Genomic DNA, 26,473 nt, shown 5'->3' on the forward strand with positions numbered 1-26,473 from the left:
AGCACGGGCCCGGTCATCCAATTTTAATTGCGTGGATAGAAACTCATTATAAGATGAGGGCATGAACAAAAGGTTTATCCGCACAGCGCTCATCCCCGCCCTGCTTTCCCTCACCATGGGGATGACCCTGCCGTCTGTTGCCCGGGCTGAAAGTGAAGAAGCATTTCAAGCCAGCCAAGCGGCGCGCGCCAAGGCGACGGAGGCCTTCCGCGCCAATGACCTGAGCGCGGCTCTTCTCGCTATGGAAGAAGCCCTGAGCCTTCGGCCCAGCCACCCTCTGTTGCTCGGGAATGTGGCCTATCTTGCAGCCGCAACAGGTGACGGTGAGCGCGCGGTAGAGGCCGCGCGGGCATATGCCGCGCTTGGGCTGGTACCCGGCGCAGCAATTCGCGACAAAATCAAGCAAGCAATAACACCAAATGCCTGGCACACACTTGAAGCGGCTTTTGAAAAAAACACTACGCCAGTGAGCTTTCCATGGATTGAAGCAGCTTTGCCCGCCGACCTTGAGCTTGTAGAAGGCATCGCGCTTGGTGAAGATGATACCCTCTATGCAGCCACCGTTGTCTCTGGTGGCATCTACCGGGTGGAGCGCGGCAAAGCCACGCTTCTGGTGGACGCAAAACAGCATGAATTTGGCAGCTTCTTCGCCATCATGATGCATGAAGGTGCGCTTTATGCGACCTTCGCCCGCGTGGAACAAACACCGGGCCATGAAGGGGATGAAGGCCAAACCGGCCTCGCTAAAATTGATCCAAAAACCGGTGATATACTGTTTACCTGGGTGCTTCCCGGCGGTACCGCAGATCAACAGATCGCTGACCTCACTGTCACCGATGACGGCACCATCTACCTGAGCGACGCACAAGGTAAAAAGGTCTGGCGGGTTGTGGGCGAAGGCCTTGATCTTGCCTTTAGCCATGACGGTTTCATGAGCCCACAGGGTATCGCCAAGCTGCCCGGTGTCGGGCTCATACTCGCGGATTATGGCCGCGGCCTGTGGTTGCTGGACGAGGGCACCGGCAATGTCACGCTGATGGACCCGCCTGAGAACACGACGCTGCTCGGGATTGATGGGCTAATCGCCCACAAGGGTAAGCTGGTTGCGATCCAGAATGGTGTGAACCCACAGCGCATTATTGAGATCAGCCTAAAAGGCCAAACTGTCTCAGGCGTTCAGATTCTCGCGCAGGAGCTTGACGGCTGGTTTGAACCAACGCTTGGCGTCAGCACGCCGCGCGGTATCCTGTATGTGGCGGCCAGTCAGTGGCCCAAATACGGCAAGTGGGGCGCTATACGGGAAGGGCACGCAGAGCCTGCCCCCACCCCGATCATGTTCCTTCAGGACAAGGACTGAGCCTTGCTATCACTGACCAGATCATAATGGTCCGGCAACAAAAGGCGGTCATACACAGCAACCTTCACCTTGTACCCCGGCCGATAGAAAAACGGTACGAGCGTTTCAATTGCCTGCACGCGGCCATCGTCAAAACGCACGGTAATCGTTCGCCACCCGCCCTGGCCTTCCTCTAACGAAACCACCTCTGCCGTCACCACACGAGCTGGCACATCCGGTATTTTGACCGAAAACCAGGCCGCCCCGACAAGTAGCACAACCAGAAAACCTGTTCGCCAGTTGATCATGCGCATCACCCTTCCCCAAGTTCACGAAGCGCCCATGATGCGGCATCCCTGACCACATCGCTTTCATCTTGGCAGAGTTTTTCAATGGCTGGCAAGTGGCTATTGTCGCCAGAATTCCCGATAGCGTAGAGCACATTACGCACGAACCTGTCTCGCCCGATACGTTTTATCGGGCTGCCGGAGAACACCTCCCGGAAGGATTGATCATCGAGCAACACAAGGTCTGCGAGCGCTGGTGCGCCAAGCTCCGCCCGGGCATGGAAGGCCGCTTCCTGGCTTGCTTTGGCAAATTTATTCCAGGGACACGCAGCCAGACAGTCATCACAGCCATAGATGCGGTTGCCCATGGCGCGGCGAAACTCTTCGGCTATTGGGCCTTTATGTTCGATGGTCAGGTAGGAGATACAGCGCCGGGCATCCAATTGATAGGGACCAGGAAACGCGCCCGTCGGGCAAGCATCAAGGCACGCACGGCATGAGCCACACTGGTCCCTGTGCGGCTGGTCCTCTGGCAAGGCCATATCCGTATAAATCGCACCAAGGAAAAGCCAGCTGCCAAAATCCGGGCTGACCATATTGGTGTGTTTACCTTGCCAGCCAAGGCCCGCCGCAGCGGATAAGGGTTTCTCCGGCACAGGCGCTGTGTCGACAAACACCTTAAGCTCACAGCTATATGTTTCCACAATCCAACGCGCGAAGGCCTTCAGGCGTTTTTTGATCAGGTCGTGATAATCCTTGCCACGGGCATAAACGGAAATATTGCCAAACGACGGCGCATCAAGCAGCACACGCGGGTCTTCCTTCGGGCCATAGTTCACCCCCAGCATGATCGCCGAGCGTGCTTCCGGCCACAGGTTTTGCGGGCTTTCCCGGTGATGGAGCCGCTCTGCCATCCACGCCATGGTGCCGTGCCGCTCAAGCGACACAAATTCGCGCAGCCGCGCAGCCACCTCAGGCGACGTAACCGCAGATGTTACCCCGAAGGTATCGAACCCGAGCTCAGTTGCTTTGGCTTCAAGCTCGGCGCGGATATCGCCGGGCGCGCCCATTTAGAAATCCAGTTCCTGATAGTGTTTGGGGGGCGTGAGGCCCGTGATGCGGTCAGCTAGCAGCGCCCGGATCGACCGGCGCGATTTTACCCGCACGTACCAGTCCTTCACCGTAGGCCACTGTTCCCATGCTATATCGCCAAAATAATCCACCACCGAAATGTGCGCGGCAGCCGCAGCATCGGCCATGGTGAACTGGTTACCCGCCAGATAGTGCCGTCGTTCTGCGAGATAGGTGATATATTTCAGGTGCACCTTGAGATTATGGGACGCGCACCGGATAGCTTCAGAATCAGGTTCGCCCATGCCAAGGAAACGTTTGAGCAGCTTTTCCGAAACGGTATGGCGGGTTACTTCCGTGCCCACTTTGGAATGGAACCACCCGGCAAGCCGGCGAATTTCATAGCGTGTGTCCGCGTCCCCAATGAGAAGCGGTGGTTCGGGGATTACTTCTTCCAGATATTCCGCGATTGCCATGGTGCCTGAATAGGCATGGCCATCATCCATCACCAGCACAGGCACCTCGCCCGCCGGGTTGAGGGCGAGGAACGCGGGCCTGCGCTCCCACTCTTTCTCCAGCCGCATATCAAAATCGACGCGCTTCTCTGCAAGAAGCACACGAATAAAACGAGCGGCGGGGCTGAGCCAATGATGATAAAGCGTAGGCATGACAGCCCCCTTCTTAACCGAGAATTCGGGGGCCGCCAATTCTGAAAATACTTTCCCTCAACAATTATGCTGTGAGTTTTTCGCCTGCCTGTTCGTCGCTTACCGGATGAGCCAGCCTGTCGATCATCTCTTTGGGCACAACCTGCCAGAAACTGCCGCGCTTGGCCTCCCAGTTCGAGAGCACCGTCGCGCCCCAGCGGGAGTGAGTTTCCTCGACATGCTCTTCAATAAGAGCTTTTAGGACACCTTCCCAATGCGCGCTTGAAAGCCGGTTATAAAGCACCGAATCGTCGTTCACGTGTTCTTCGAACGTGCCTTGCTCATCAAGGACAAACGCCATGCCGCCGGTCATGCCTGCGCCAAAGTTATCCCCGACAGACCCAAGGATCACCGCCGTGCCACCGGTCATATATTCACAGCCATTGGCACCGCAGCCCTCAACCACCACATTGGCACCTGAGTTCCTGACAGCAAAACGCTCACCCGCCTGACCAGCCGCAAACAGTTTGCCCGCCGTAGCACCATAAAGCACCGTGTTGCCAATGATGGTGTTGTCTTTCGAGTTGAAGGACGCCCGGTTTGACGGTCGCACCACAATGGTACCGCCACTGAGGCCCTTGCCCACATAGTCGTTTGCATCACCGGCAACCTCAAGCTTGAGACCCTGCACCGCAAATGCACCAAGCGATTGGCCCGCGGAGCCCCTGAGCCGCACGGTCACATGGTCGGGTTTCAACTCGTTCATGCCAAAGGTGCGGGTGATCTCGCTTGAGAAGCGCGTACCGATAGCACGGAGCGTGTTTTGCACTGAATAGGTCAGCTGCATCTTCTCACCCTTTGAGAATACGGCTTTGGCATCCTCAAGCATTTGGGCGTCAAGGCTATCCGGCACCTCGTTGCGGCCTTCAAGCGTGCACACGGAACGCCTGTTACGGCCGCCCACCTGCACGAGAAGCGGGTTGAGATCGAGGTCGTCAAGGTGCTCGGCACCGCGACTTACCTGATGCAACAGATCCGTACGGCCGATGATATCATCAAGCTTCTCGACACCCAGTTCCGCCAGAATTTCGCGGGTTTCTTCTGCGATAAAGCTGAAGAGGTTGACCACTTTTTCTGCTGATCCATCAAACTTTTTACGGAGGTCTTCATCCTGCGTGCAGATACCAACCGGGCATGTGTTGGAGTGACACTGGCGCACCATAATGCAGCCCATGGCCACAAGAGAGGCCGTGCCCACACCATATTCTTCCGCCCCCAGCATGGCGGCAATCACCACGTCGCGGCCTGTGCGGATACCGCCGTCTGTGCGCAGTGTCACACGGTGACGAAGGCCGTTGAGCATCAGCACCTGATTGACTTCAGCAAGGCCAATTTCCCACGGTGTACCGGCGTATTTGATGCTGGTTTGTGGGCTCGCGCCCGTACCGCCCGAGTGGCCGGATACCAGAATGACATCCGCATGCGCTTTTGCCACGCCTGCTGCAATCGTGCCGATACCGGCGGAAGACACCAGCTTCACACACACTTTGGCGCGGGGGTTGATCTGCTTGAGGTCATAGATAAGCTGCGCCAGGTCCTCAATCGAGTAAATATCATGGTGTGGTGGCGGTGAAATGAGCGTCACACCCGGCGTTGAGTGCCGAAGCCGTGCAATCATCTCCGTTACCTTGAAACCCGGTAGTTGGCCGCCCTCACCCGGCTTGGCCCCTTGCGCGACCTTGATCTCAAGCTCCTCACACGCATTCAGATATTCTGCCGTTACACCAAAACGGCCTGAGGCCACCTGTTTAATCGGGCTGTTGGCGTTATCGCCGTTCTCATAAGGCTTGTAACGGGATTTATCCTCACCGCCCTCACCCGAGACCGACTTGGCACCAATGCGGTTCATGGCAATGGCGAGTGTTTCATGCGCTTCTTTTGAGAGCGCACCAAGCGACATACCCGGTGTGATAAACCGCTTCCTGATCTGGGTGATCGATTCCACCTCATCAATCGGCATGGCCCGCTCAGGCCGGCGGAAGTCAAGCAGATCCCGCAGGTTCACCGGCGGCAGGTTATGAAGCCCACGCGAGTAGGTCAGGTATTTGGCATAGTTGTCCTGGCCAACTGCTGTTTGCAGCAGGTGAATAAGCTGGCCGTCATGGGCGTGCACCTCACCCCCACGGCGGTAGCGGTAAAGCCCACCAATCGGCAGCGTAAGCGCGTCTTCTGCAAATGCTTTGGCATGCTGCTCCAGCACCTTTTTCTGGATACCGGAAAGACCGATACCGGAGATTTTGGTTGGCATACCGGGGAAAAATTCCGCCACCAATGAACGGGAAAGCCCCAGCGCTTCAAAGTTGTTACCGCCCCGGTAGCTGGAGATCACCGAGATACCCATTTTGGACAGAATCTTGAGAAGCCCCTGATCGATGGCATCCGCCGCGCGGACAACCGCCTCATCAAGGCTCATGTCGCCAAAGAGGCCTTTTGCGTGCCGGTCCGAGATCGCGTCCTGCGCAAGATAGGCGTTCACGGTGGTTGCGCCCGCACCGATCAGCACCGCAAAATAATGCGGGTCAAGACATTCGCTCGCGCGCACGTTCAGGCTCGTAAACGTACGCAAGCCTTCATTGAGCAGATGGGTATGCAAACCGCCCGCCGCAAGTATCATCGGCACCGGCGCGCGGTCTTCGCTGATATTCTCATCCGTCAGGAACAGATGCCCGCGCCCCTCGCGTACGGCATCTTCAGCTTCACGGCGGATACGGTCGATCGCAACCCTGAGCGCACCCTTGCCCGCTTTTGCATCAAAGGTACAGTCGATCACCTGCGCAGAATCACCGAAGTGTTTGATCAGCGTGTTCCATTCCCGGTTCGTGATCACCGGGCTATCAAGCACGATTGAACCTGCCTGTGTGTGCCCTTCATCCAGCACATTGGCAAAGTTGCCAAACCGGGTCTTGAGGCTCATCACCCTGTGTTCACGCAGGCTATCGATGGGTGGGTTGGTCACCTGGCTGAAGTTCTGCCGGAAGAAATGCGACAGGTTACGGTATTTGCTGGAAAGCACCGCGAGCGGTGTATCGTCACCCATTGAGCCGATTGCTTCTTTGCCCGTTGTTACCTGCGGGTGCAAAATCAGCTCAAGGTCTTCATGGCTAAGACCCGCCACAATCTGTCGGCGCTTGAGGTCATCACCCGCAAAGCTTGGCATCTCGGGCCCGCGATAGTCAGGCAGCGAGTCGATACCGCCGATATCCATCGCCCACTCTTCAAACGGCTGCGACGCCGCGAGCTTATCCTTGATTTCCCGGTCATGATAGAATTGGCCGTCCTGAAGGTCGAGCGCAATCATCTGGCCCGGCCCGAGCCGACCTTTTTCCCGCACGTCTTCCTCGTCCACAACCACCATGCCGGTTTCTGAGCCGACAACAAGGAAACCGTCGTTGGTTACGGTAAACCGCATGGGCCTGAGGCCATTGCGGTCAAGCCCTGCAACAACCCAGCGTCCATCAGTGGCGGCAAGGGCGGCCGGGCCGTCCCACGGCTCCATCACGGAGTTGGTATAGGCATACATGGCGCGGTGCGCTTCCGGCATGCTGTCCTTGTTGGACCAGGCCTCTGGCACCAGCATGGTTTTCACCATGGGCGCCGAGCGACCCGAACGCACCATCACCTCAAACACGGCATCGAGCGCCGCGCTATCAGACGCACCCTTGGGCACAACCGGTTTAATGTCTTCAGAATTTTCACCAAAAGCGATCGACGCCATGCGGATCTGGTGGCTGCGCATCCAGTTCACGTTACCACGGATGGTGTTGATTTCCCCGTTATGCGCCAGCATACGGAAAGGCTGCGCCAGCCACCACTGTGGGAAGGTGTTGGTAGAATAGCGCTGATGATAAACCGCAAAAGAAGAGACAAAACGTTCGTCTTCCAGGTCAGGATAAAAGGTGGAGAGCTGCTCCGCGAGGAACAGGCCCTTGTAGATAACCGAACGACAAGACAGCGAACATATATAGAAATCACCCACTTGTGCCTTGATCACAGCGGCCTCAATGCGGCGGCGAACCACATACAGTTCACGCTCAAAGGTTTCTTCGTCCACACCTTTTGAGTTGGCGATCATGATCTGCTCAATCTCAGGCCGCGTGGCTTCGGCTTTTTCACCAATCACATCGATATCAACCGGCACTTGTCGCCAGCCGTAAATGGTATAGCCAAACGCGAGGATCTCTTTTTCCACAATCGTGCGGCAGGTTTCCTGCGCAGGCAGGTCAACACGCGGCAGGAACACCATGCCAACAGCCAAGCGGCCCTCTGCGGGCTCATGACCTGTGGCGCGTACGTGTTCCTTGAAAAATTCCTGCGGGATTTCCACATGGATGCCCGCGCCGTCGCCGGTTTTGCCGTCCGCATCCACCGCACCCCGGTGCCAGATCGCCTTGAGGGCCTCAATCCCCATCAACACCACCCGGCGTGAGGGTTTACCGTTCATGGCCGCCACAAGACCCACACCGCAGGAAGACCGCTCTTCTGCTGGATCATAGAGGCCTACAGGGCCCGGTACATGCTCGCTAAACTGTTGCATTCCTTGGGTTCCCTTCTTTACGCGGCAACCTGCGCTTTTGCGCGCAGATATTGTTTGATTTGGGTGGCTGCATCACGGCCATCACGGATAGCCCACACAACAAGCGAGGCGCCCCGCACGATATCGCCAGCCGCGAACACACCGTCCAGATTGCTCATCATGGTAGTGTGATCTACCGTCACGGTGCCCCAGCGGGTGACACGCAGCTCTGGCGCACCAAAAAGGGCGGGCAGGTCTTCGGGCTCGAACCCAAGCGCAAGCACGGCCAGATCACAATCAAGCGTAAAACTTGATTCCGGCACAGGCTCAGGGGCTTGACGGCCAGTGGCATCTGGCGCGCCGAGGCGCATTTTATAAGCGCGAACGGCCTCTACCTTATCATCACCGAGAAAAGCTTCAGGGCCAGAGAGCCAGACAAATTCAACGCCCTCTTCTTCCGCGTTTTGAACTTCCCGGACAGAGCCTGGCATATTGCCACGGTCACGCCGGTAAAGACACTTAACCGACTTGGCACCTTGACGCACCGCCGTGCGCACACAGTCCATCGCCGTGTCACCACCGCCGATCACCACCACATCCTTGCCTTTGGCGTCGAGCGCGCCGCTCTCAAACTCGGGCACCTTGTCCCCAAGGCCCTTTTTGTTAGAGGCGATCAGGTAATCAAGGGCTTCGCGGATGTTGCCAAGGCCCACGCCGGGCACCTTAAGGCCGCGCGCGCGGTAAACACCGGTGGCAATCAGAAGCGCATCGTGTTTTTTGCGCAGCTCATTCAGCCCTTCCTTGTCACCCACTTCAAAGTCCAGATGGAAGGTGATGCCGGATTGCTCAAGCCTGCCTGTGCGGCGGCCAACAATGTCTTTTTCAAGCTTGAAGCCGGGGATGCCATATATAAGGAGGCCACCGGCGCGGTCATGCCGGTCATAGATATGCACCTGAAAACCGGCTTTCCGTAGCTCCTCAGCCGCGGCGAGGCCCGCCGGGCCAGCACCGATGATACCAACACTTTCCTTAAGTTCACGCTTCGGTTTGATCGGGCCGATCCAGCCCTGATCCCATGCGTTATCCGTGATGAATTTCTCAACACTGCCGATCGTGACGGAGTTGAAATCCTTTTCGATCACACAGTTGCCTTCGCACAGGCGGTCCTGCGGGCAAATACGGCCACAAATCTCTGGCATATTGTTGGTCGCGGATGAGATTTCATACGCTTCCTGCAGACGGCCCTCTGCGGTAAGGCGCAACCAGTCAGGGATGTTATTACCCAGCGGGCAATGGATCTGACAGAAAGGCACCCCGCACTGGGAACACCGGCTGGACTGCTCTTGCGCCCCGGCCACATTATAGCGTGCGTAAACTTCCGCAAAATCGCCTGCACGCTCCTTCGCGGAACGCTTGTCCGGCATTTTTTGGTCGATCGAAACAAATTTCAACAGATCGTCGGCCATAGGGCACCCTTCTTGGTCTGACAGTTTATTGTGCGAAATCGCCCGCGATGAGCGCTGGAGAGGCAGCGGCGAACCCAAAAAGACAAAAGAAACCTTGGGCGGCTTCTCGGCTTTGTCCGGGTCGTCGGTTAGTCTCCAGGGGTGTAAGTAATTTTACTGTCCGCGATTCCGATGTTGCGCATTATATGTTCAAGTTTCGTGAATTTCACGCAAAAAATACACTATAAGTCAATAAAGCTGTCCTATTTTATCTAAGTCGCTTGAATCTAACGATTCTTTCGGCGGCAGAAAAGACTAAAATAGTACAACATTGGTACTATATGTTTCCTCGCCACCAGAAAGCACTCTTGATATAAGACAAACACAGGGAGTGAAGGGGAGAACCACACGTGACAGCCTTGCATCTGTTTGTCCTGGCGATCGTTCAGGGCATCACCGAATTTCTGCCAATCAGTTCAAGCGGCCATCTTGTTTTGGTGCCCGTGCTTACCGGCTGGCCGGATCAGGGGCTGTTGATGGACGTGTCTGTGCATATAGGCACCCTTGTTGCTGTGCTTCTTTATTTCCGGGAAGATACCAAAGGCCTATTCCTTGCAGGACTTGGCGCCGTGGGGGTGGGGCCAGCCCGCAGGGCCGTTGAGGGCACCATATACGGCAAGCTTTTTTGGGCGCTTGTTATCGCCACACTGCCAACAGTGGCGGCAGGGGTGATTTTCAAGGTTTCCGGCCTTGCGGACCTCATGCGGGGCGCCGCAATTATCGCCACAACGTCGATCGTGTTTGGCCTTCTTCTTTATATAGCGGACCGTCGCGGCAGTACGGCGAAAGCGCTTGAGCGCATGGCCATCAAGCCCGCGCTCATCATTGGCCTCGCGCAGATACTCGCACTTATTCCCGGCACCAGCCGCGCAGGCATCACCATGACCGCTGCGCGGTACCTTGGTTTCAACCGCACTGACGCCGCGCGTTTTTCCATGCTGCTTTCAATCCCCACCATTTTGGGGGCCGGTGTGTTCCTCATCAAAGACATGAGCGAGAGCCACGACCCTGTTTTATGGGTGCATGCGGGTTTTGCCGCCAGCCTGTCTTGCCTCGCGGCGCTCGCGGCCATTCACTTCCTGATGAAATGGCTGGAGCATGCCAGCATGACCATCTTTGTGGCCTACCGTGTGCTGCTCGGGCTTGGCCTTTTTGCCCTTATTGGCATGGATGTTATCTGATTAACTCGCCTTGAACTGGCCGTGACGCTTATGGTGCACCATAAAGCGCGGCAAAACCGCCTCAATGCGTGACGGTGTAATGCCAAGGGCCTTGAAGCCCAGTGCGCCTTCAGGCACCACATTATCGACCCGCAACAGCTTGACCTGATCACGGGTAAGCGGCGGGTTAGGCAGCATGCCAAGGAACAGCGCCTCCATATCTGCAATCCACCACGGCACATTCACAATGGGCCGCGTCACACCCGTGTAGCGCATCATGATCTCAAGGCAGGCGCGAAGGCTCAAGGCCTCAGGCCCGCCAAGCGAAAAGGTTTTGCCGGTAACCGCCTCGCCACCCCCACTCGCTTTCACAATCGCTGCCGCGACATCCCGCACATAAACCGGTTGAAATTTAGTCTCAGCCCCAGGCACGGGCAACACAGGCAGTTTGGCCGCGAGCGAGGCAAAACGGTTGAAGAAACCGTCTTTCGGCCCAAACACGACACTTGGGCGGAAAATCGTGGCGCCCGGGAAAGCCTCAAGTACGGCTTCTTCACCCAATGCTTTGGTGCGGGCATATTCGCTTTCTGATGCCCGCGCGGCACCAAGCGCGGACATATGCACAACATGTTTCACGCCAGCGTCCGCGGCCGCGCGCGCCACCCGGCCCGCCCCCTCGTGCTGGAGCGCCTTGAAGGTCTGCCCGCCCGCGTTAAAAAGCACGCCCACAAGGTTGATCACGCAGTCTGCGCCTACTACGGCACGCCGCACAGAAGCCTCGTTTTTCAGATTCGCTGCAATCGGCTGTACCTGCCCAAGGTCGCCAAGCGGCTTAAGAAACAGGGCATCCCCCGGGCGCCGGACCGCGACCCGCAGCAGATCTCCCTGCGCCGCCAGCTTTTCCACCACGTATCGCCCGATAAAACCTGAGCCGCCAAAGACCGTAACAACACGTGCTTTCATGGTGTAACCTCCTGTGTGCAAAGAAACATTCAGCCAAAGCCGTAGTGTAAACCGGGGAGCGACCGACCGCAACGTCATCCGCCCGACCGGGTTTTTTACGAAGCCCATGCCGCGAGGGCGCTAAAATAAATGCAACCCCCAAGCTTTTTTTGATCGTGAGTGCTTGACAGGCGCCCCCGCCGCGCGGTAAATCCCGCCGACCAATCGAGCGTGCCCAGATGGCGGAATTGGTAGACGCGCTAGCTTCAGGTGCTAGTGTCCGTATGGACGTGGAGGTTCGAGTCCTCTTCTGGGCACCAATTAAACACCCGCCACATCTGGCGGGTTTTGTTTTTTCAGGCCCAGCACTATCACCAGACCTCCAGCACTTTTAGCGCATGAGATAAACTAAAGTTTTATTGCGCTCTCTACCGACAATATGCCTTTCTGCACGCACGGGGCGCGGCAAAAGCCGCATGAATACAGGGACAGGTGTTGTGGGAAGTCGGTTGAGGCTTCCTTGCCGTTTAACACACCGGAAGGCCTAACCCTATGAAGCCCTATCTCCTACCATTTGCAGCCATTATCGCAACCATGGCAACAGCTCTCCCTTGCTATGCCGACAGCGCTCAGGAAGCGCTTGAGCAAGCCAACCTCGAAAAAGCGGTTTACTGCATGGAAGTTTTGGAGGTTGAGTTCGACCTTGAAACCGCAGGGCAGGAGTGTTTTGGCGATACTTATATCCAGCACTCTCCCCATGTACCCGATGGCAAGGAAGGCGTTCTCGGCTATTTCGCCAAGCGCTTTGAGAAATTCCCCAACGCCAAGATGGAGATCAAACGCGCGTCTGCCGATGGTGACCTCGTGTGGATACACCTGCATTTCCAGCGTACGCCGGATGTGCGCGGCAATGCAGTTATCCATATCTTCAGGATGGAAGACGGGAAATTTGTCGAGCACTGGGGCGTAGGCCAACCGGTGCCGGAGACCTCCGTACACGGTAACTCGATCTTCTGACAGGAAGGGGCACGCTACCTCAGATAACCCGCGCCCCTTCCGGTCATCACTTCCCCAAAAGGAAGCGGATTGATGCCGCATAAAGCGCTTCCCGGCCACGCTCAAGGTGCATGAGATGGGTTGCCTTGGGAATTTTAACGTCTCTGACCTCAGGCGCGCTCTTTAGCGCGTTCTTGAGCCAAGCGACGTCATTGTCGTTGCTCGCACTGTCCCATTCACCGCGCACGATCAGCGTGGGCGCTGTTATACGGGCGGGATCAAACGGCAGGGTACCAGACCATGCACTCATCAGGTCTGCCACCGGGCCATTTGGTGTTTTGACTGATGCCGGGGTGCGGGACGCGCCTGTTTTATCAGCCTTCAGGTAGAGGTCCATCCACGCCGGGAAATCTTTCTCAATCAAGACCTGAAGTTCCCCTTCGGGCACATCCTCCAAGAAGCGCTTCTTCTGCTCCTCGGCGGTAATGAAGCGCCACGGCCCAAGGGGCGGCACGCCGGGCAAGGTCTCACGCCGCGCGATGGGCCCAAAAAGCACAAGACGGTCCACCAGTTCAGGATGATCGCCAGCAAACTTCCCTGCCGCTATTGTGCCCCAGGAATGCGCGATAATCGAAACCTTGGGGACGCCCGTCTCAGTCATGATGGTATGCACCGCACGTTCAATCTGGCGGGCAGCCTCTGTCGCGCGACCAAGTGGCGCGCCTTCAGGCGGGATATCAGATGCCATCTCAGCGTAGCGTTCCGACCGGCCATAGCCTGCAAAATCAAGCCCCCAGACTGAGAAACCCGCCGCGTTGAGCGCATCCGCCCACGACCGGCCACCAAACCGGAAAAAGATTGAGTTTTCTGCCGGGAAGGTGGCGCCATGGATATAGAGCACCGGTGTGTTGCGCTCTGCGCCGCGCGCCCTTTGCATCATAAGCGCGAGTGTTGGTTGCCTTGGGCTATGCTCTGTGGCGGGCGCACCCGGCAGGTTGAATGACTGGAGCGTGGTTTCTGCCACTGGGGCTGCCCCGCCCCAAAACACTGTGATGGCAGAAAATAATGCGGTGCTGATGCTCTTTAACATGTGGCCTCCGGTGTGTTGAGCGATGAAAAAAGGTTGATGGAGACACGCTTGTAGCACTGGCAACATACGTAATGGTTCGATGAAGAACGAAGTGTGACGGATCGTTTCATCAAACTATCGACGAAGCTGCGGAAAGCGAGTACCTATGCGCCATGACAACAGACACACCCACAATAAATGAGCCCCTTGAAATATTCCTCGCCACCGTGCCGGGGCTTGAGGCCGCGTTGCAGCGCGAAGCGCACGGCAAAGGCTTCAAAGGCGCCAAATCCACGCCGGGCGGTGTGACAGTCACCGGCGGGTGGCATGAGGTGTGGCGCGCGAACCTTGAACTGAGGGGCACCAGCAAGGTGCTGGTGCGGCTGGGCAGCTTTAAAGTTCAGCACCTTGCCAAGCTTGATAAGCGCGCGCGAGCCTTCCCGTGGGGTGAGACGCTACGCGGGGACGCGCCGGTGCGGGTGGATGTCACATGCAAAAAATCACGCATCTATCACGACAAGGCAGCGGCAGAGCGCATCGAGAAAGCGATCCGTGCCTCACTGGGGGTTGAGATATCGCCCGACGCTGCAGTGTGCATCAAGGCACGCATATTTGATGATATATGCACCATCAGCGTGGACACGTCCGGCGAGCTTTTGCACAAGCGCGGACACAAGGAAGCCGTGAACAAAGCACCGATGCGGGAAAACCTGGCGGCGCTTCTGCTGATGGAAAGTGGCTTCACGGGGGATGAGCCTGTGGTGGACCCCATGTGCGGCTCTGGCACCTTTGTGATCGAAGCGGCGGAGATAGCGCTTGGCCTCGCACCCGGCCGCAGCCGAAGTTTTGCGTTTGAGGAGCTTAAAACCTTTGATGCCGCTGCATGGCAAGCGATGAAAGCCAAGGCAAACAATACGGGCAGCGCGCCTCGCTTCCATGGTTTTGACCGGGACGCAGGCGCCATCAAGATGAGCACAGCTAACGCAGAGCGCGCAGGTGTCTCAAACCTCACGACCTTCTCCCGCCAGACCATCAGTGACCTCACGCGTCCCGAAGGTGAGGCCGGCCTCGTGATTATCAACCCACCTTATGGTGCCCGTATTGGTGACGTGAAGAAGCTCACATCGCTATATAGCGCCCTTGGGGCAACGCTTGCAGCGCGGTTTGGCGGGTGGCGCGTGGGGCTTGTGACCAACTCGCGGGAGCTTGCAAAAGCAACCGGCTTGCCGTTTAGCAGGAAAACCACCGCGTTTTCGCACGGTGGTATCCCTGTAAAACTATATAAAACCGGGCCGTTGTAAGCCTGAGGGGCTATTCGAAATAGACCATACACTGGCGGGAAAGCGCCACCAGGTCCCCGGCCTCGGTAAACAGCATGCCAGATTGCTGGCTATAGCCATCCTTCGCGGCTTCCAGTGTATAATCAAGGTAGAACCAGTCCGCCTTCACGTTCTCAGGCTCCATCAGAAACTCCAGCGACCAACTCAGCGAGCTGGCCATCACTGGCTTTTTATAGTGGGACATCATCACCGGCGGCGGGATATCGGCAAGGCCAACCAGCGCTTCGGCCTGATAGGAACGCATGTCGCTTTTGTGTTTCACCCACATGCCAAGGCGGCGATCTTCCGTGCCGGTCATCGGCACACCACCCCCGGTCCAGTGTCCGTCAAAATACTGAAGAAACGGCGGCAGCAGGCGCCCGGCACCCTCAAGCGGCGGTACGCTCTCGCGCGGCTCCGGCTTAAATTCAACGTTCGGAGCGGCAGCTTTGGTCTCCCGCGCATCGCCAAAAGAGGCCATGGCTTGCGCACACACAGCATCGCCCGCCCGCACTTGCGATGTGGCTTGCGTCACATTCCGCCCTTCCCGAAGCACGGATGAGACCACCTGCACGTCGCCCGCAGGCGCAGGGCCCACGAAGGAAACCATCAGCGAGCGAATGGGTTTTGGGGTCTTGAGCGCCTGCCGCATGCCAGCAACCAGAAGGCCACCCACAAGCCCGCCATATGCGGCGCGGCCCTGCATCCAGCCTGGTGTCAGCGTCGCGACCGCGTCTGCGCTGTCAACATCCGAGAGAATGTCCCAAAAAAGCCGTTCCTGCATGATCAAACCTTCCTGATAATCTGAACTTCATATGCGCCCTAGAGGTAGCGTATTCTCATACCATGGCAAGATTTCATTCCTGTATGCCCACCCTTACATGCGCAAATAAGTCACGGGTGCATATAGTCCTTTTTTCTGCCATAAGGGGCTCTATAATACCGGCCATGCCTGACGTTTCCTGTCAGGAGAACAGGCAGGCTTAAAGATTGGGAGACACCATGGCCATCCACTTTTATGAGGGCGACCTGCCGGACGGGCTTGATTTTGGCGCATCCGTCGCGATTGATAGCGAAACCATGGGCCTTTTGCCCCACCGGGACAGGCTCTGCGTGGTGCAGCTTTCAAGCGGTGACGGCAACGCCCATCTCGTGCGGTTTAAAAAGGGCCTTTATGATGCGCCAAACCTCAAAGCGCTTCTCACCAACCCGGATGTGCTGAAAATCTTCCATTTTGCGCGGTTTGACGTGGCGGTGATGAAAGCCTATCTGGGCGTAGACACGGCCCCCATCTATTGCACCAAAATCGCCAGCAAGCTTGTGCGCACCTATACGGATCGTCACGGCCTCAAGGACCTGTGCCGCGAGCTGGCCGGTGTTGAGCTTGATAAACAGCAGCAGTCAAGCGACTGGGGCGCTGACACCATCACCGACGCGCAGAAAGAATATGCAGCGTCTGACGTTCTTTACCTGCACGCCTGCAAGGAAAAGCTGGATATGATGCTGGCACGCGAAGGCCGCACAGCCATGGCTGAAGCCGCCTTTGCCTTCCTGCCGACCCGTGCCGCGCTTGACCTTGACGGGTTTGAGCCGATGGACATTTTCTCGCATTAAGGCCGCTTTACTGATGTCTGAAGTTTCACCACAGCATTTTAACAGCGCCGCCTCGGCAAAGGAGCGCGCCCGCGCCGCCCTCGGCCCGATGAAAATCGTGCCTGTCGGGCGGTACTGGGACCGCTTCATCATCGCCATGCGGCTGATTTTGCCCGTGTGTGCGCTGGTGCTGGGTGCCCTCACCGTGCTGTGGCCCTTCATCAATGAAACCGAAGTCAGCTTTACCCTGTCGCGCGAGGAAGTGGCCAAAACGTCAAGCGTCGTGCATATGACCAACCTCCGGTACGTGGGCACAGACGCAGGTAACCGCCTGTTCCGTGTTGAAGCAAGCGCCGGGCAACAGGAAGACGCAAACGCGCCTAAAATCCGGCTCAGCGACATCCGCGCGCAAATGGAACTGCAGCCCGACCTGCCCGCTTTTGTACATGCCCGCACCGGCATATACCGCATGAAAGAAAGCACGCTTGGGCTGATCGGGGGTGTTTCCGTGCGCTCTGCCTCCGGCTATGAACTGGAGATGGACGGTGCGGAGGTAGACCTGAAGGCCCACACCGCCAAAGGCACCGGCAAAATCAGGGGCGCGTCAGAACTGGGCCAGCTTGAAGCAGGCAGCATGGAAGTACTGATCGACACCCACGAAGGCGTGTTTGAGGATGGCGTCCGGCTCCATCTCGTGCCCCGCCGCCCGACACAGGATGGCCCCAAAGCACCACGCCTGACCAGCCAACCAACCAACATACCCAACAGCGAAACAGAATTCGCAGGCACATGAGACCCGATATGAAAAAGCTTTTCCACACCATCAGCCTGGCCACAGCCACCCTGTGCCTGATGTCGTCGCCCTTGCTGGCGCAATCGGTCCTCAAAAGCCATGACACTTATCAGGCGATCGATATTTCTGCCGAACGGCTTGAGATGAAACAAAAAGAGGGCCGCGCCATCTTCAAGGGCGCCGTAACGGTGAAACAGGGCAAAATGACCTTAAGCGCCGACACGCTGACCGTGTTTTATCAGGCCGAAAACGGGGTCGAAAACCCGTCCATCTCGCGGCTCGATGCAGAGGGGTCCGTCAAGCTCACCTCCGCCAGCGAAACGCTGAGCGGCGAATGGGGCGTGTATGACGTCGACCGGCGCCTGATCACGCTCGGTGGTGATGTTGTGTTTACCCAGGGCGACAGCACCCTCAAGGGCAACCGGCTTGAGTTTGATCTGGTTTCCGGCCTTGCAAAACTGGATGGTAACGCGAGCGAAGACGGCCGCGTGCGGGGCCAGTTTAGCGTGCCGTCAGCCAAAAAACCGGACAACAATCAATAAAATTTAGCCGGGCGCAGACAATCTGACCCGGGCGCTGAAGTGCAACCTCAGCGCGGCGATGCGCGCGATCGGCGCCACCGATGGGTTAGATAATACCAGCTGAAACCATTGCTTTTCACTGGCGTGCTGCCCATGTTCATGGTTTATTTAGAATGGTTCATGCATAAAATGAGCCAAACGGGAAAGCAGGTCCCCCGGCGCGTCTGGTCGCCGGATCGGGAAGGACCCGCAAAAGGGATGGTTAGCGAGTATGGATGGCAGCGAAAGCAGTCAACAGGCAAAAGATCCGGCCGCCAGCGCGGGCGAAGGCTTGCATGTGTGCGGTATCGGCAAGGCTTATAGCGGACGACCGGTTTTAAGGGATGTGTCCCTTACCGTGCATCGGGGCGAGGTTGTCGGCCTTCTGGGGCCAAACGGCGCCGGTAAAACCACATGTTTTTACTCTATCACCGGCCTGATCGCGCCCGACCGGGGCCGCGTTGAGCTGGACGGTATTGATGTAACCCACCTGCCGATGTATCGCCGCGCCCGGCTTGGCATCGGCTATCTGCCGCAGGAAACCTCAATCTTTCGTGGCATGACGGTGGAAGAAAACATCCGTGCCATCCTGGAGGTGGTGGAGAAAGACCGCGCCCTCAGGGACGCGATGCTCAATGAGCTTCTTGAAGAATTCTCAATCTCGCATCTGCGCAACACCCCGGCCCTCGCGCTTTCAGGCGGGGAGCGGCGGCGCTGCGAGATCGCACGCGCATTGGCGGCACGCCCGAGCTTTGTATTGCTTGATGAGCCTTTTGCGGGCATCGACCCCATCGCAATTGCAGACATTCGTGACCTCACGGCGCATCTGAAAGATCGCGGCATCGGGGTTTTGATCACAGACCACAACGTGCGTGAGACGCTCGATATCATTGACCGCGCTTATATTATTTACGACGGCCATGTGCTGTTTGAAGGCAACGCAGAGGCCGTGCTCAAGGACCCGGATGTTAGGCGGGTATACCTGGGCGAAAGCTTTAGCCTTTAAGGAGGACCAACGGTGGCCCTAACGCCGAGGCTTGATCTTAGACAGAGCCAACAGCTGGTGATGACACCCCAGCTGCAGCAGGCGATCAAGCTATTACAGCTCAGCAACCTGGAACTTGCCGACTATGTCGCGCAAGAGGTTGAGCGCAACCCGCTGCTTGAGGTGGGTGAACCCAGCGACGGCGGCGTCTCCGGCGATGATGGCGGTGAGCACGGCGGCACGGCAACTGACGAATATCTGCGCGAAGGCGGTGATGGTGGCGGCGATGGCTCCGACGGTATCGTGGCCGCCGACCGTGGCCTTGAAAGTGCGACCGACACGTCTTCAAGCGCCGATTCTGCCCTTGATGCAGACTATGAAACCAACATCTATAATAGTGACGCGGCGCCAGACCGTGTGAGCACCGAAGGCAGCTCAGGCAGCCTTTCCTATGACGGCAGCGGTGCGGTCAAGGGAAGCGGCGGCGGCTTTGATGACCGCGGGCTGGACCAGACCCTTGAAGGCGAAGAAAGCCTTCATGACTTCCTGTTGCGCCAAATGGCTGTTGCGGTCCAGAACCCGGCAGACCGCCTGATCGCCACCCATATGATCGACCTTGTTGACGAAGCGGGTTACCTGAACGCGGATGATCTGGGCGAAATTTCCGAACGCTTGGGCTGTGAAAGCGAAGATGTGGACCGGGTGCTTGACGTGATGCAAACGCTTGAACCCTCGGGCGTGTTTGCGCGCAGCCTCGGCGAATGTCTAGCCATTCAGCTGCGGGAGCTGGACCGTTTTGACCCCGCCATGGAAGCCCTGATTGATAATCTGGAGCTTCTGGCCAAACGCGACATGGTGGCGCTCAAACGCATCTGCGGGGTGGATCAGGATGATATCGCCGATATGGTGAAGGAAATCCGCGCACTGAACCCGAAGCCCGGCCTCGCCTATGGCGGCACCTCTGTGCAGCCCGTTGTGCCTGATATTTTTGTGCAGAAAAACCGCTCCGGCAGCTGGATTGTGGAACTGAATACCGACACGTTGCCCAAAGTGCTCGTCAACCAGCAGTATCTGGCAGAACTTTCGGAGGTTGGGGGCAGCAAGGAAGCCAAAACCTTCGTATCCGACTGTGTGTCTTCCGCCAACTGGCTTGTGAAGGCGCTGGACCAACGCGCGCGCACGATCCTCAAGGTTTCAACCGCGCTCGTGAAAACCCAGAGCCATTTTTTCGAGCATGGCGTGCGGTTTCTAAAACCGCTCACGCTCAAAGACATCGCGGATGAGATCAATATGCATGAAAGCACCGTCTCCCGCGTGACCAACAACAAGTTCATGTCCTGCCCGCGCGGCATGTTTGAGCTGAAGTATTTTTTCACCTCGTCCATCTCATCGGGCGATGGAGGGGACGCGCATTCGTCCGAGTCGGTCAAATTCCGGCTTAAAGAGCTTATCGACGCGGAAAGCCCGAAAAAAATCCTCTCTGACGATAAACTCGTTGCCATGATGCAGGCCGAGGGCATCGACATTGCGCGGCGCACCGTTGCCAAGTACCGCGAGGCTTTGCGCATCCCGTCATCGGTGCAACGCAGGCGTCTCAAGAACATGGGTTCGTGAGTCGCTCAAGGCTTTCGGAAATTCGGCTCTAAATACGCCGAGCAAATACCGTTTAGTTTCAAAAATTTGACATAAATCATTTCCCATTAACCACACTTAAACCATCTTTTGTGGTAGGCTGATTTTATCGGCCGCAATGGTCGTCAGCGACCCCGGTGTCAAACGGGGACAGACACCGGAACACCGTGTCGCAAAGCGGGCTACCGCAAGCCCGTATTGTCAATAAAGCTGCCTCCCCGGCAGCTGTAGAAAGGATGATTGGCACCTATGGATATCAATGTTACCGGACGGAAAATGAATGTAGGCGCAGCACTCACCAGCCATGTTGAAGAACGCCTCGAAGCAGTCGCAGAAAAATATTTCAGCCGCACCATTGATGCATCAACCACTTTCGTGAAAGAAGGGCACATCTACCGAGTAGACATATCGCTTCACGCCAATCAAGGGATCAGTCTTCAGGCCAGAGGAGAGGCCGATGATCCGTATGTCGCATTTGAGACCGCGACAGAGAAAGTAGAAAAACAGTTGCGTCGATACAAACGACGCCTTAAGAACCACCACCACGCTCCGCAGCGCGACGTGGCCCTTGAGTTGGCCCGCGATACAGTTATCGCGCCGGAACCGGAAGAAGACAACGAAGCCCTGAATGGGGCAGATGATCAGCCGATCATCATTGCAGAGAGCAAAAAGGAAATTCCGCTCGTATCTGTAGGTGATGCCGTAATGCTGATGGATCTGGCGGATGCTAACGCCTTTGTCTTCCGTAACCGGAAAAGTGAGACGCTGGAGGTGGTTTACCGCCGCCAGGACGGCAATATCGGGTGGATAAGCCCGGGTGCGGCCGCCTGAGAAGCCCGCGGTAGTTATGTGTAAATAAGCCAGAGAGGTCCACCGGACCCAACCATGGTTGGGTCCGGACGAAAGAGAGATCATGGAGATCGAAGATTTGTTGTCGGCTGAGCATGTGCTCGCCGATTTTAGAGCATCGAGTAAAAAACAGACTATTCAGGCCCTGTCCCGCAAGCTGGCGGACACGCTGAGCCTTGATAGCCGGATGGTATTCGATAAGCTCCTGGAACGTGAACGCCTTGGCAGCACCGGTGTTGGCAAGGGTGTTGCTATTCCCCACGCACGCATTGATGGCCTTGAGCGCATTACAGGGCTCTTTGCCCGGCTCGCCAGCCCTATCGATTTTGACAGCGTGGATGATGTGCCCGTGGATATCGTGTTCATGCTGCTTGCCCCAACGGATGCGGGCGCTGACCACCTGAAGGCACTGGCGCGTATCTCACGCCTCCTTAGGGACGAAAAGACGCTCGCAAAACTGCGGGTAACCTCGGATGCCAGTGCGCTGTACGCTATGCTCGCGCAGCCCACATCAAACGCAGCTTAATCCGGAAACTCGACCCGCACAAAATATAGCCCGTCAGGCGGAGCGTTAAGCCCAAGCGCCTGGCGGTCGCGTGCCTCAAGGGCTGCCTTGACGTCAGCTTTGGTCCATTTGCCCTCACCCACCAGCTTGAGCGTGCCCATGATGGACCTGATCTGGTGATGCAGGAATGACCGTGCACCCGCGTGCAGGCGCACTTCATCGCCGTCCCGTTCCACGTTGAGATATTCCATCGTTTTGATCGGGCTTTTCGCCTGACACTGAACATGGCGGAAAGTCGTGAAGTCGTGCTGACCAACTAAAACCTGTGCAGCCTCATGCATCGCGTCTGCATCAAGCGGGGTTTTCACATGCCACCTGAGGCCACGATCAAACGTGAGCGGCGCGCGGCGGTTGGCAATGCGGTAGGTATAGTGGCGCTTTATAGCATCAAACCGGGCATTGAAGTCAGGATGCGCCGCCTCTACTTTCAGAACTGATACCGAGTTGGGCTTGAGGTGGAAGTTCAGCGCCCCCTGAAGCTCGTCCGTGCTCATTACCCGCTCAAGGTCCACGTGCGCCACCTGGCCGAGCGCATGCACGCCCGCATCCGTGCGGCCGGAGCCGGTCACCCGGATCGCCTCGTCAGGTGCGAAGGTTTTAAACGCATCTTCAAGCGACGCCTGAACCGATGGGCCGGTTTTCTGGCGCTGCCACCCCACAAACGGCCTGCCGTCATATTCAATGGTTAGTTTGAAGCGCTGCATCTTAGTCGTCTTGGCCAACTTTAGTGCCCGCAGGCAAGCTGAAACCGCGCAGAATATCTTCTCGCGCCATCGGGCCTTTGCCCGCCCGCTGCGCCCGGTCGATCCGGTAAGCCCCCTCACCACAGGCAATCAGCATGGCGTCATCAAGACAGACACCGGGCTCACCCGACCTGCCTTCAACCACGGTACCCGAGAGGATTTTAAAGCGCTCGCCGCCCATCTCCGTCCAGGCACCAGGGAAGGGGCACAGCCCGCGCACATGGCGGTCAATCTCCGCCGCACTTTTATGCCACACGATCCGGGCCTCTGATTTCTCGATTTTATGAGCATATGTAACGCCTTCGGCCGCTTGAGGCTGCGCCACAACTGTGCCCCGCTTTAGCCCCATAACCGCCTCACCTATGAGGCTTGCGCCCATCGCTGCCAGCCTGTCGTGAAGGTCCAGCGTCGTGTCATGCGGGCCGATGTCTGTCTCCGCAGACACAAGCACAGGGCCGGTATCAAGCCCAGCTTCCATCTGCATGATACACACACCAGTCTTCTCATCACCCGCCATAATCGCGCGGTGAATAGGCGCCGCCCCCCGCCACCGCGGCAGCAAACTAGCGTGTACATTCACACAGCCAAATTTTGGTGTATCCAGAACCACTTGCGGCAAAATCTGGCCAAATGCCACAACCACCGCCACATCTGCGTCCAGTGTGGCGAATTCAGCCTGAGCGGCTGCATCGCGCATGGATTTTGGTGTGAAAACCCTCAAACCTTCAGCTTCCGCATAGGCATGCACAGGCGAGGGTTTGAGTTTTTTGCCACGGCCCGCAGGCGCTGGCGGCTGGCTATAAACCCCAACAATCTCATGCCCTTCGGCGATCAGCGCCTTCAGGGTAGGAAGGGCAAAGTCTGGTGTGCCCATAAAAGCAACGCGCATCATGCCCTCCGAAACGCTACGGGTTTAAAGAATAGCGGTGTCTTTGGTCGCTTTACGGACCTTCTTGATGATCATATTGCGTTTCAGCTTGGAGAGATAATCAATAAAAACCACGCCGTTCAGGTGGTCAATCTCATGCTGCACACACGTGGCCTTCAGGCCTTCCATCAATTCTTCCTGCTCTTTGCCGTGATAGTCGAAGTACCGAACCTTCACGCTGGCAGGACGTTCAACCTCGGCATAATGCTCCGGCACCGACAGGCAGCCCTCGTTATAAACACTAAATTCCTCGGATTCCCAAGTGACCTCTGGGTTCACAAGGAACAGTGGCTTGCGGCCTTCTTCTTCGTCACCCTCTGTATCCAGCACGATCACCCGCTTTGGCACAGCCACCTGAATGGCAGCCAGGCCAATGCCGGGTGCGGCATACATGGTCTCAAGCATATTATCCATCAACCGGCGCAGATCATCATCAACCTGCCCGACAGGGTCGGACACGGTTTTGAGAAGCGGGTCAGGTACATTGATAATATCAAGCTTGGTCATTCTTGGTTCCAAATCGTCGGCATCTGTCCCGCATTACCTATGGTTGGCGCCCGCGTCCGTCAAGCTGAAAGCGGCATCAGAAGTCTGAAATCGGCGCATCTGGCGCATATGCGGCGGCCATATCTTCGATCTCAACAACCCAGAGGTCGCTATCAAACGCCCTCTTCTTCGCGATCCGGGCATCGGCTTCTGCCTCCGCTTCACCACTTTCCGGGCCCAGGCGTCGCCAGATCTTTTCACCGTCGAAGTTGAGGGACTGCTCAAACGTGAGCACACCAGCGCCAAAACGGTTAACTTTAAGGAGGATGCCGCCGCGCGCTTCGTCCCCCTTTGCCACCACAAAGGCGGGCATATGGTTAAGGTGGCAGGTACGCACATGTGCATCCACCCACAGGCGGGCATTTAATCGGGTATCGGTCATAAAGGGATATGGCGTGCGGAGGCGAAACTGGTCAAGCCGTATTATACCTCAGGCTCGTCATCCAGCCCCAGAATATGCAGCCGGTCCCGAAACATGGTGCGGATATGATCTTCGCTCACCTCGAAGGTGACGCCGAGCGACTCGCCCTTGGTCCAGGCCACACACGCGGGGATATCGCCCCGCTCTGCCACCGCGAGGGTAATTTTTGTGCCTTCCTTGAGCGGGAGGTCAACACGCACCCGTGCACCACCAAGCGACAGGTTCCATATCTGGCACGCGACCCGGTGTTTGCCCACAACAAGCTTTGCAGGCCACAAGACAGACCGCCGCCGATGCGTGCGGTTGTCACGACCCTGCCCTGGTTCTGATTTTTCCTGCGCCATAGCTTGCGCCCTTTTCAGCGTTGAAAAGGCATTTTTGCCTGAGACTTTGAGAAAGTCTAGCGCAGTTCGGTAAACCAAACGTCACCAACAAGTTAGAATTTTCATCAAACCTCACCTAACCGGCCCACACCGCCGCTTGTACGCGAGCGTAACTTTCGCTACCAAAGATAAAGGGATTTTTTGAGGGAAACACCGCGTGGCAGAAGAAGCCAGTATTCTTATCGTTGAGGACAGCCCGACGCTCGCGCTCACATACCGTGAATATTTGCGCTCCCTTGGGCTGCCGATGGAGATCGCGGAAACGGGCAGCGACGCGCTCGCGCATATTGAAGCAGCGAAACCAACGGTTATCCTCCTTGACCTGATGCTGCCGGATATGGACGGCCTTGATATCCTCAAACGTGTTAAAGCCGAGAAAAACGATGCCCGCGTGATCGTCATCACCGCACATGGTTCCGTGAAAGTGGCGGTTGAAGCCATGCGGGAGGGGGCAACAGACTTTCTCCTCAAGCCTTTTGCTGCCGAACGGCTGGTCACAACGGTTAAAAACGCGCTTGAAATTCACCGCCTTGCGGGCCTTGTGGAACAGTTTGCGGGCGGGCGCGCCAAAAAGTTTGACCGTTTCATTGGCAACAGCGCGCCTATGCTGGCTGTTTACCGCATGATTGAAGACTGCGCGGCCTCAAAAGCATCCGTTTTCATTATGGGTCCATCAGGCACGGGTAAAGAGCTGTGCGCAGAATCGGTCCACAACCAAAGCCCGCGCAAGGACAAACGTTTTGTCGCCCTCAACTGTGCCGCTATCCCCGCAAACCTGATCGAAAGCGAGATTTTCGGCCACAAAAAGGGCGCCTTCACCGGCGCAACGACCGACAGGGACGGCGCCGCCGTAACCGCAGACGGCGGCACGCTGTTCCTTGACGAGATTTGTGAAATGCCGCTCGATCTGCAGGCGAAACTTCTCAGGTTTATCCAGACCGGCCAGGTGGTACCCGTTGGCAGCAACACCCCGCGCGATGTGAATGTGCGCTTTGTATGCGCCACCAACCGCACACCGTGGGAAGAGGTTGAAGCTGGTCGGTTCAGGGAAGATCTTTATTACCGGCTTCATGTGGTGCCTATCCATCTGCCACCTCTGGCTGAGCGCGGCGATGACGTGCTGCTGATCGCCCGGCACCTGCTCGCGCAATATGCGGAAGAAGAAGACAAGGCCTTTGACCGTATTGAACCAGACGCAGAGGCGCGCCTCAAAGCTCACAGCTGGCCCGGCAACGTGCGTGAGCTTGGCAATGTGATCCATAGCGCTGTGGTTTTGAACGAAGGCCCTGCGCTCACGGGGCCTATGCTTGAGCGCCTGATGGGGCCGTCGCGGCGGAAGTCTCCCGCGACAACACACGCCACACTTCCGATGGAGACAGCGGCGCCCTCACCGCTACCGATGGCTGACGAGATCGAGCCGCTTGCGATCAGCGAACGCCGATTGATTGAACGCGCGATTGAGCTTTCCGGCGGCAGGGTTCGAGCCGCCGCCAAAAAACTGGAGGTGAACCCCTCCACGCTTTACCGCAAGATTAAGGAGTGGGAGGCCTGAACCTCCCGGCCTGGCGAC

The 26,473-nt window shown here is 57.2% G+C and carries 25 protein-coding genes and 1 tRNA gene; 13 read left to right on the top strand and 13 right to left on the bottom strand.

Going from position 1 to position 26,473, the window contains the following annotated elements; all coding sequences use genetic code 11:
* The first annotated feature begins 61 nt into the window (after window positions 1-61).
* Entirely contained in the window at window positions 62-1,357 is a 1,296-nt protein-coding gene (locus tag ACN0XZ_RS03210) for a hypothetical protein (protein WP_417456269.1), read from the top strand.
* Here the strand turns inward: ACN0XZ_RS03210 and ACN0XZ_RS03215 are convergent.
* From ACN0XZ_RS03215 to ACN0XZ_RS03235, 5 genes are all read right to left on the bottom strand, one after another.
* Window positions 1,342-1,644, bottom strand: coding sequence for a hypothetical protein (locus ACN0XZ_RS03215; RefSeq protein ID WP_417456270.1), 303 nt, complete (start codon window positions 1,642-1,644; stop codon window positions 1,342-1,344). The genes ACN0XZ_RS03210 and ACN0XZ_RS03215 overlap by 16 nt on opposite strands.
* 5 nt (window positions 1,645-1,649) lie before the next feature.
* Window positions 1,650-2,693 (bottom strand): tRNA epoxyqueuosine(34) reductase QueG, encoded by a 1,044-nt coding sequence (gene queG, locus ACN0XZ_RS03220; protein ID WP_417456271.1) that lies wholly within the window; start codon window positions 2,691-2,693, stop codon window positions 1,650-1,652.
* Window positions 2,694-3,362: a glutathione S-transferase family protein gene (locus ACN0XZ_RS03225; protein ID WP_417456272.1), complete on the bottom strand. Its 669-nt coding sequence runs from the start codon at window positions 3,360-3,362 to the stop codon at window positions 2,694-2,696.
* Window positions 3,363-3,426: 64 nt separating this feature from the next.
* Window positions 3,427-7,935 carry a glutamate synthase large subunit gene (gene gltB / locus ACN0XZ_RS03230; RefSeq protein WP_417456273.1) on the bottom strand — a complete coding sequence of 1,503 codons (4,509 nt, stop codon included), beginning with the start codon at window positions 7,933-7,935 and terminating at the stop codon, window positions 3,427-3,429.
* A 17-nt stretch (window positions 7,936-7,952) separates the two neighbouring features.
* Entirely contained in the window at window positions 7,953-9,380 is a 1,428-nt protein-coding gene (locus ACN0XZ_RS03235; RefSeq protein WP_417456274.1) for an NAD(P)-dependent oxidoreductase, read from the bottom strand.
* 389 nt (window positions 9,381-9,769) lie between these two features.
* On the opposite strand from ACN0XZ_RS03235, the gene ACN0XZ_RS03240 reads away from it, so the two are divergent.
* Window positions 9,770-10,600, top strand: a complete 831-nt coding sequence (locus tag ACN0XZ_RS03240; RefSeq protein ID WP_417456275.1) for an undecaprenyl-diphosphate phosphatase — start codon at window positions 9,770-9,772, stop codon at window positions 10,598-10,600.
* Here ACN0XZ_RS03240 and ACN0XZ_RS03245 read toward each other — a convergent pair whose 3' ends face one another.
* Window positions 10,601-11,542, bottom strand: coding sequence for a complex I NDUFA9 subunit family protein (locus ACN0XZ_RS03245; RefSeq protein WP_417456276.1), 942 nt, complete (start codon window positions 11,540-11,542; stop codon window positions 10,601-10,603). It lies immediately after the preceding gene.
* A gap of 212 nt (window positions 11,543-11,754) precedes the next feature.
* Here ACN0XZ_RS03245 and ACN0XZ_RS03250 point away from each other — a divergent pair.
* Both ACN0XZ_RS03250 and ACN0XZ_RS03255 read left to right on the top strand, forming a co-directional pair.
* Window positions 11,755-11,841, top strand: a tRNA-Leu gene (locus tag ACN0XZ_RS03250).
* 232 nt (window positions 11,842-12,073) lie between these two features.
* Window positions 12,074-12,538 (top strand): nuclear transport factor 2 family protein, encoded by a 465-nt coding sequence (locus ACN0XZ_RS03255; RefSeq protein WP_417456277.1) that lies wholly within the window; start codon window positions 12,074-12,076, stop codon window positions 12,536-12,538.
* 46 nt (window positions 12,539-12,584) lie between these two features.
* Here the strand turns inward: ACN0XZ_RS03255 and ACN0XZ_RS03260 are convergent, their stop codons facing one another.
* Window positions 12,585-13,607: an alpha/beta hydrolase gene (locus tag ACN0XZ_RS03260; protein ID WP_417456278.1), complete on the bottom strand. Its 1,023-nt coding sequence runs from the start codon at window positions 13,605-13,607 to the stop codon at window positions 12,585-12,587.
* A 152-nt stretch (window positions 13,608-13,759) separates the two neighbouring features.
* On the opposite strand from ACN0XZ_RS03260, the gene ACN0XZ_RS03265 reads away from it, so the two are divergent.
* Complete coding sequence (locus tag ACN0XZ_RS03265; protein ID WP_417456279.1) at window positions 13,760-14,887, top strand: THUMP domain-containing class I SAM-dependent RNA methyltransferase; 1,128 nt, start codon at window positions 13,760-13,762, stop codon at window positions 14,885-14,887.
* Between the two features lie 10 nt (window positions 14,888-14,897).
* On the opposite strand, the gene ACN0XZ_RS03270 is transcribed toward ACN0XZ_RS03265, so the two are convergent.
* On the bottom strand, window positions 14,898-15,689 hold the full coding sequence (locus ACN0XZ_RS03270; protein WP_417456280.1) for a thioesterase family protein: 792 nt from the start codon (window positions 15,687-15,689) through the stop codon (window positions 14,898-14,900).
* A gap of 218 nt (window positions 15,690-15,907) precedes the next feature.
* Between ACN0XZ_RS03270 and ACN0XZ_RS03275 the strand changes: the two genes are divergently transcribed.
* The 7 genes from ACN0XZ_RS03275 to ptsN all read left to right on the top strand — a co-directional run bounded on the left by ACN0XZ_RS03275 (window position 15,908) and on the right by ptsN (window position 21,843).
* On the top strand, window positions 15,908-16,519 hold the full coding sequence (locus ACN0XZ_RS03275; RefSeq protein ID WP_417456281.1) for a ribonuclease D: 612 nt from the start codon (window positions 15,908-15,910) through the stop codon (window positions 16,517-16,519).
* A 13-nt stretch (window positions 16,520-16,532) separates the two neighbouring features.
* Window positions 16,533-17,291, top strand: a complete 759-nt coding sequence (locus ACN0XZ_RS03280; protein WP_417456282.1) for a hypothetical protein — start codon at window positions 16,533-16,535, stop codon at window positions 17,289-17,291.
* Between the two features lie 8 nt (window positions 17,292-17,299).
* Window positions 17,300-17,833, top strand: coding sequence for an LptA/OstA family protein (locus ACN0XZ_RS03285; RefSeq protein ID WP_417456283.1), 534 nt, complete (start codon window positions 17,300-17,302; stop codon window positions 17,831-17,833).
* A gap of 250 nt (window positions 17,834-18,083) precedes the next feature.
* Window positions 18,084-18,857, top strand: coding sequence for an LPS export ABC transporter ATP-binding protein (gene lptB / locus ACN0XZ_RS03290; protein WP_417456284.1), 774 nt, complete (start codon window positions 18,084-18,086; stop codon window positions 18,855-18,857).
* 12 nt (window positions 18,858-18,869) lie between these two features.
* Window positions 18,870-20,450, top strand: coding sequence for an RNA polymerase factor sigma-54 (gene rpoN, locus ACN0XZ_RS03295; RefSeq protein WP_417456285.1), 1,581 nt, complete (start codon window positions 18,870-18,872; stop codon window positions 20,448-20,450).
* A gap of 267 nt (window positions 20,451-20,717) precedes the next feature.
* Window positions 20,718-21,299, top strand: coding sequence for a ribosome hibernation-promoting factor, HPF/YfiA family (gene hpf, locus ACN0XZ_RS03300; protein ID WP_417456286.1), 582 nt, complete (start codon window positions 20,718-20,720; stop codon window positions 21,297-21,299).
* Between the two features lie 82 nt (window positions 21,300-21,381).
* The gene (gene ptsN, locus ACN0XZ_RS03305; RefSeq protein ID WP_417456287.1) at window positions 21,382-21,843 is read left to right on the top strand and encodes a PTS IIA-like nitrogen regulatory protein PtsN; all 462 of its coding nucleotides are present in this window, start codon (window positions 21,382-21,384) and stop codon (window positions 21,841-21,843) included.
* Here the strand turns inward: ptsN and truA are convergent.
* From truA to ACN0XZ_RS03330, 5 genes are all read right to left on the bottom strand, one after another.
* A complete protein-coding gene (gene truA, locus ACN0XZ_RS03310) occupies window positions 21,840-22,586 on the bottom strand; it encodes a tRNA pseudouridine(38-40) synthase TruA (RefSeq protein ID WP_417456288.1) in 747 nt (248 codons plus the stop codon). The two genes, ptsN and truA, sit on opposite strands and share 4 nt — an antisense overlap.
* Before the next feature lies 1 nt (window position 22,587).
* A complete protein-coding gene (fmt, locus tag ACN0XZ_RS03315; RefSeq protein ID WP_417456289.1) occupies window positions 22,588-23,514 on the bottom strand; it encodes a methionyl-tRNA formyltransferase in 927 nt (308 codons plus the stop codon).
* 24 nt (window positions 23,515-23,538) lie between these two features.
* Entirely contained in the window at window positions 23,539-24,060 is a 522-nt protein-coding gene (def, locus tag ACN0XZ_RS03320; protein ID WP_417456290.1) for a peptide deformylase, read from the bottom strand.
* Window positions 24,061-24,136: 76 nt separating this feature from the next.
* A complete protein-coding gene (locus tag ACN0XZ_RS03325) occupies window positions 24,137-24,481 on the bottom strand; it encodes a DUF1491 family protein (RefSeq protein ID WP_417456291.1) in 345 nt (114 codons plus the stop codon).
* Between the two features lie 41 nt (window positions 24,482-24,522).
* Window positions 24,523-24,864, bottom strand: coding sequence for a PilZ domain-containing protein (locus ACN0XZ_RS03330; RefSeq protein WP_417456292.1), 342 nt, complete (start codon window positions 24,862-24,864; stop codon window positions 24,523-24,525).
* 196 nt (window positions 24,865-25,060) lie between these two features.
* Here ACN0XZ_RS03330 and ACN0XZ_RS03335 point away from each other — a divergent pair, with 196 nt between their 5' ends.
* Complete coding sequence (locus tag ACN0XZ_RS03335) at window positions 25,061-26,455, top strand: sigma-54-dependent transcriptional regulator (protein WP_417456293.1); 1,395 nt, start codon at window positions 25,061-25,063, stop codon at window positions 26,453-26,455.
* Window positions 26,456-26,473: the final 18 nt, after the last annotated feature.

This window comes from Kordiimonas sp. (assembly GCF_048264555.1).
Taxonomy (GTDB): domain Bacteria; phylum Pseudomonadota; class Alphaproteobacteria; order Sphingomonadales; family Kordiimonadaceae; genus Kordiimonas.

Excerpts from the sequence above, each read along its gene's own strand:
- ACN0XZ_RS03210 (WP_417456269.1), top strand. The coding sequence starts at position 62 with ATGAACAAAAGGTTTATCCGCACAGCGCTCATCCCCGCCCTGCTTTCC.
- ACN0XZ_RS03215 (WP_417456270.1), bottom strand. The coding sequence starts at position 1,644 with ATGATCAACTGGCGAACAGGTTTTCTGGTTGTGCTACTTGTCGGGGCG.
- queG (WP_417456271.1), bottom strand. The coding sequence starts at position 2,693 with ATGGGCGCGCCCGGCGATATCCGCGCCGAGCTTGAAGCCAAAGCAACT.
- ACN0XZ_RS03225 (WP_417456272.1), bottom strand. The coding sequence starts at position 3,362 with ATGCCTACGCTTTATCATCATTGGCTCAGCCCCGCCGCTCGTTTTATT.
- gltB (WP_417456273.1), bottom strand. The coding sequence starts at position 7,935 with ATGCAACAGTTTAGCGAGCATGTACCGGGCCCTGTAGGCCTCTATGAT.
- ACN0XZ_RS03235 (WP_417456274.1), bottom strand. The coding sequence starts at position 9,380 with ATGGCCGACGATCTGTTGAAATTTGTTTCGATCGACCAAAAAATGCCG.
- ACN0XZ_RS03245 (WP_417456276.1), bottom strand. The coding sequence starts at position 11,542 with ATGAAAGCACGTGTTGTTACGGTCTTTGGCGGCTCAGGTTTTATCGGG.
- ACN0XZ_RS03255 (WP_417456277.1), top strand. The coding sequence starts at position 12,074 with ATGAAGCCCTATCTCCTACCATTTGCAGCCATTATCGCAACCATGGCA.
- ACN0XZ_RS03260 (WP_417456278.1), bottom strand. The coding sequence starts at position 13,607 with ATGTTAAAGAGCATCAGCACCGCATTATTTTCTGCCATCACAGTGTTT.
- ACN0XZ_RS03265 (WP_417456279.1), top strand. The coding sequence starts at position 13,760 with ATGACAACAGACACACCCACAATAAATGAGCCCCTTGAAATATTCCTC.
- ACN0XZ_RS03270 (WP_417456280.1), bottom strand. The coding sequence starts at position 15,689 with ATGCAGGAACGGCTTTTTTGGGACATTCTCTCGGATGTTGACAGCGCA.
- ACN0XZ_RS03275 (WP_417456281.1), top strand. The coding sequence starts at position 15,908 with ATGGCCATCCACTTTTATGAGGGCGACCTGCCGGACGGGCTTGATTTT.
- ACN0XZ_RS03280 (WP_417456282.1), top strand. The coding sequence starts at position 16,533 with ATGTCTGAAGTTTCACCACAGCATTTTAACAGCGCCGCCTCGGCAAAG.
- ACN0XZ_RS03285 (WP_417456283.1), top strand. The coding sequence starts at position 17,300 with ATGAAAAAGCTTTTCCACACCATCAGCCTGGCCACAGCCACCCTGTGC.
- lptB (WP_417456284.1), top strand. The coding sequence starts at position 18,084 with ATGGATGGCAGCGAAAGCAGTCAACAGGCAAAAGATCCGGCCGCCAGC.
- hpf (WP_417456286.1), top strand. The coding sequence starts at position 20,718 with ATGGATATCAATGTTACCGGACGGAAAATGAATGTAGGCGCAGCACTC.
- ptsN (WP_417456287.1), top strand. The coding sequence starts at position 21,382 with ATGGAGATCGAAGATTTGTTGTCGGCTGAGCATGTGCTCGCCGATTTT.
- truA (WP_417456288.1), bottom strand. The coding sequence starts at position 22,586 with ATGCAGCGCTTCAAACTAACCATTGAATATGACGGCAGGCCGTTTGTG.
- fmt (WP_417456289.1), bottom strand. The coding sequence starts at position 23,514 with ATGCGCGTTGCTTTTATGGGCACACCAGACTTTGCCCTTCCTACCCTG.
- def (WP_417456290.1), bottom strand. The coding sequence starts at position 24,060 with ATGACCAAGCTTGATATTATCAATGTACCTGACCCGCTTCTCAAAACC.
- ACN0XZ_RS03325 (WP_417456291.1), bottom strand. The coding sequence starts at position 24,481 with ATGACCGATACCCGATTAAATGCCCGCCTGTGGGTGGATGCACATGTG.
- ACN0XZ_RS03330 (WP_417456292.1), bottom strand. The coding sequence starts at position 24,864 with ATGGCGCAGGAAAAATCAGAACCAGGGCAGGGTCGTGACAACCGCACG.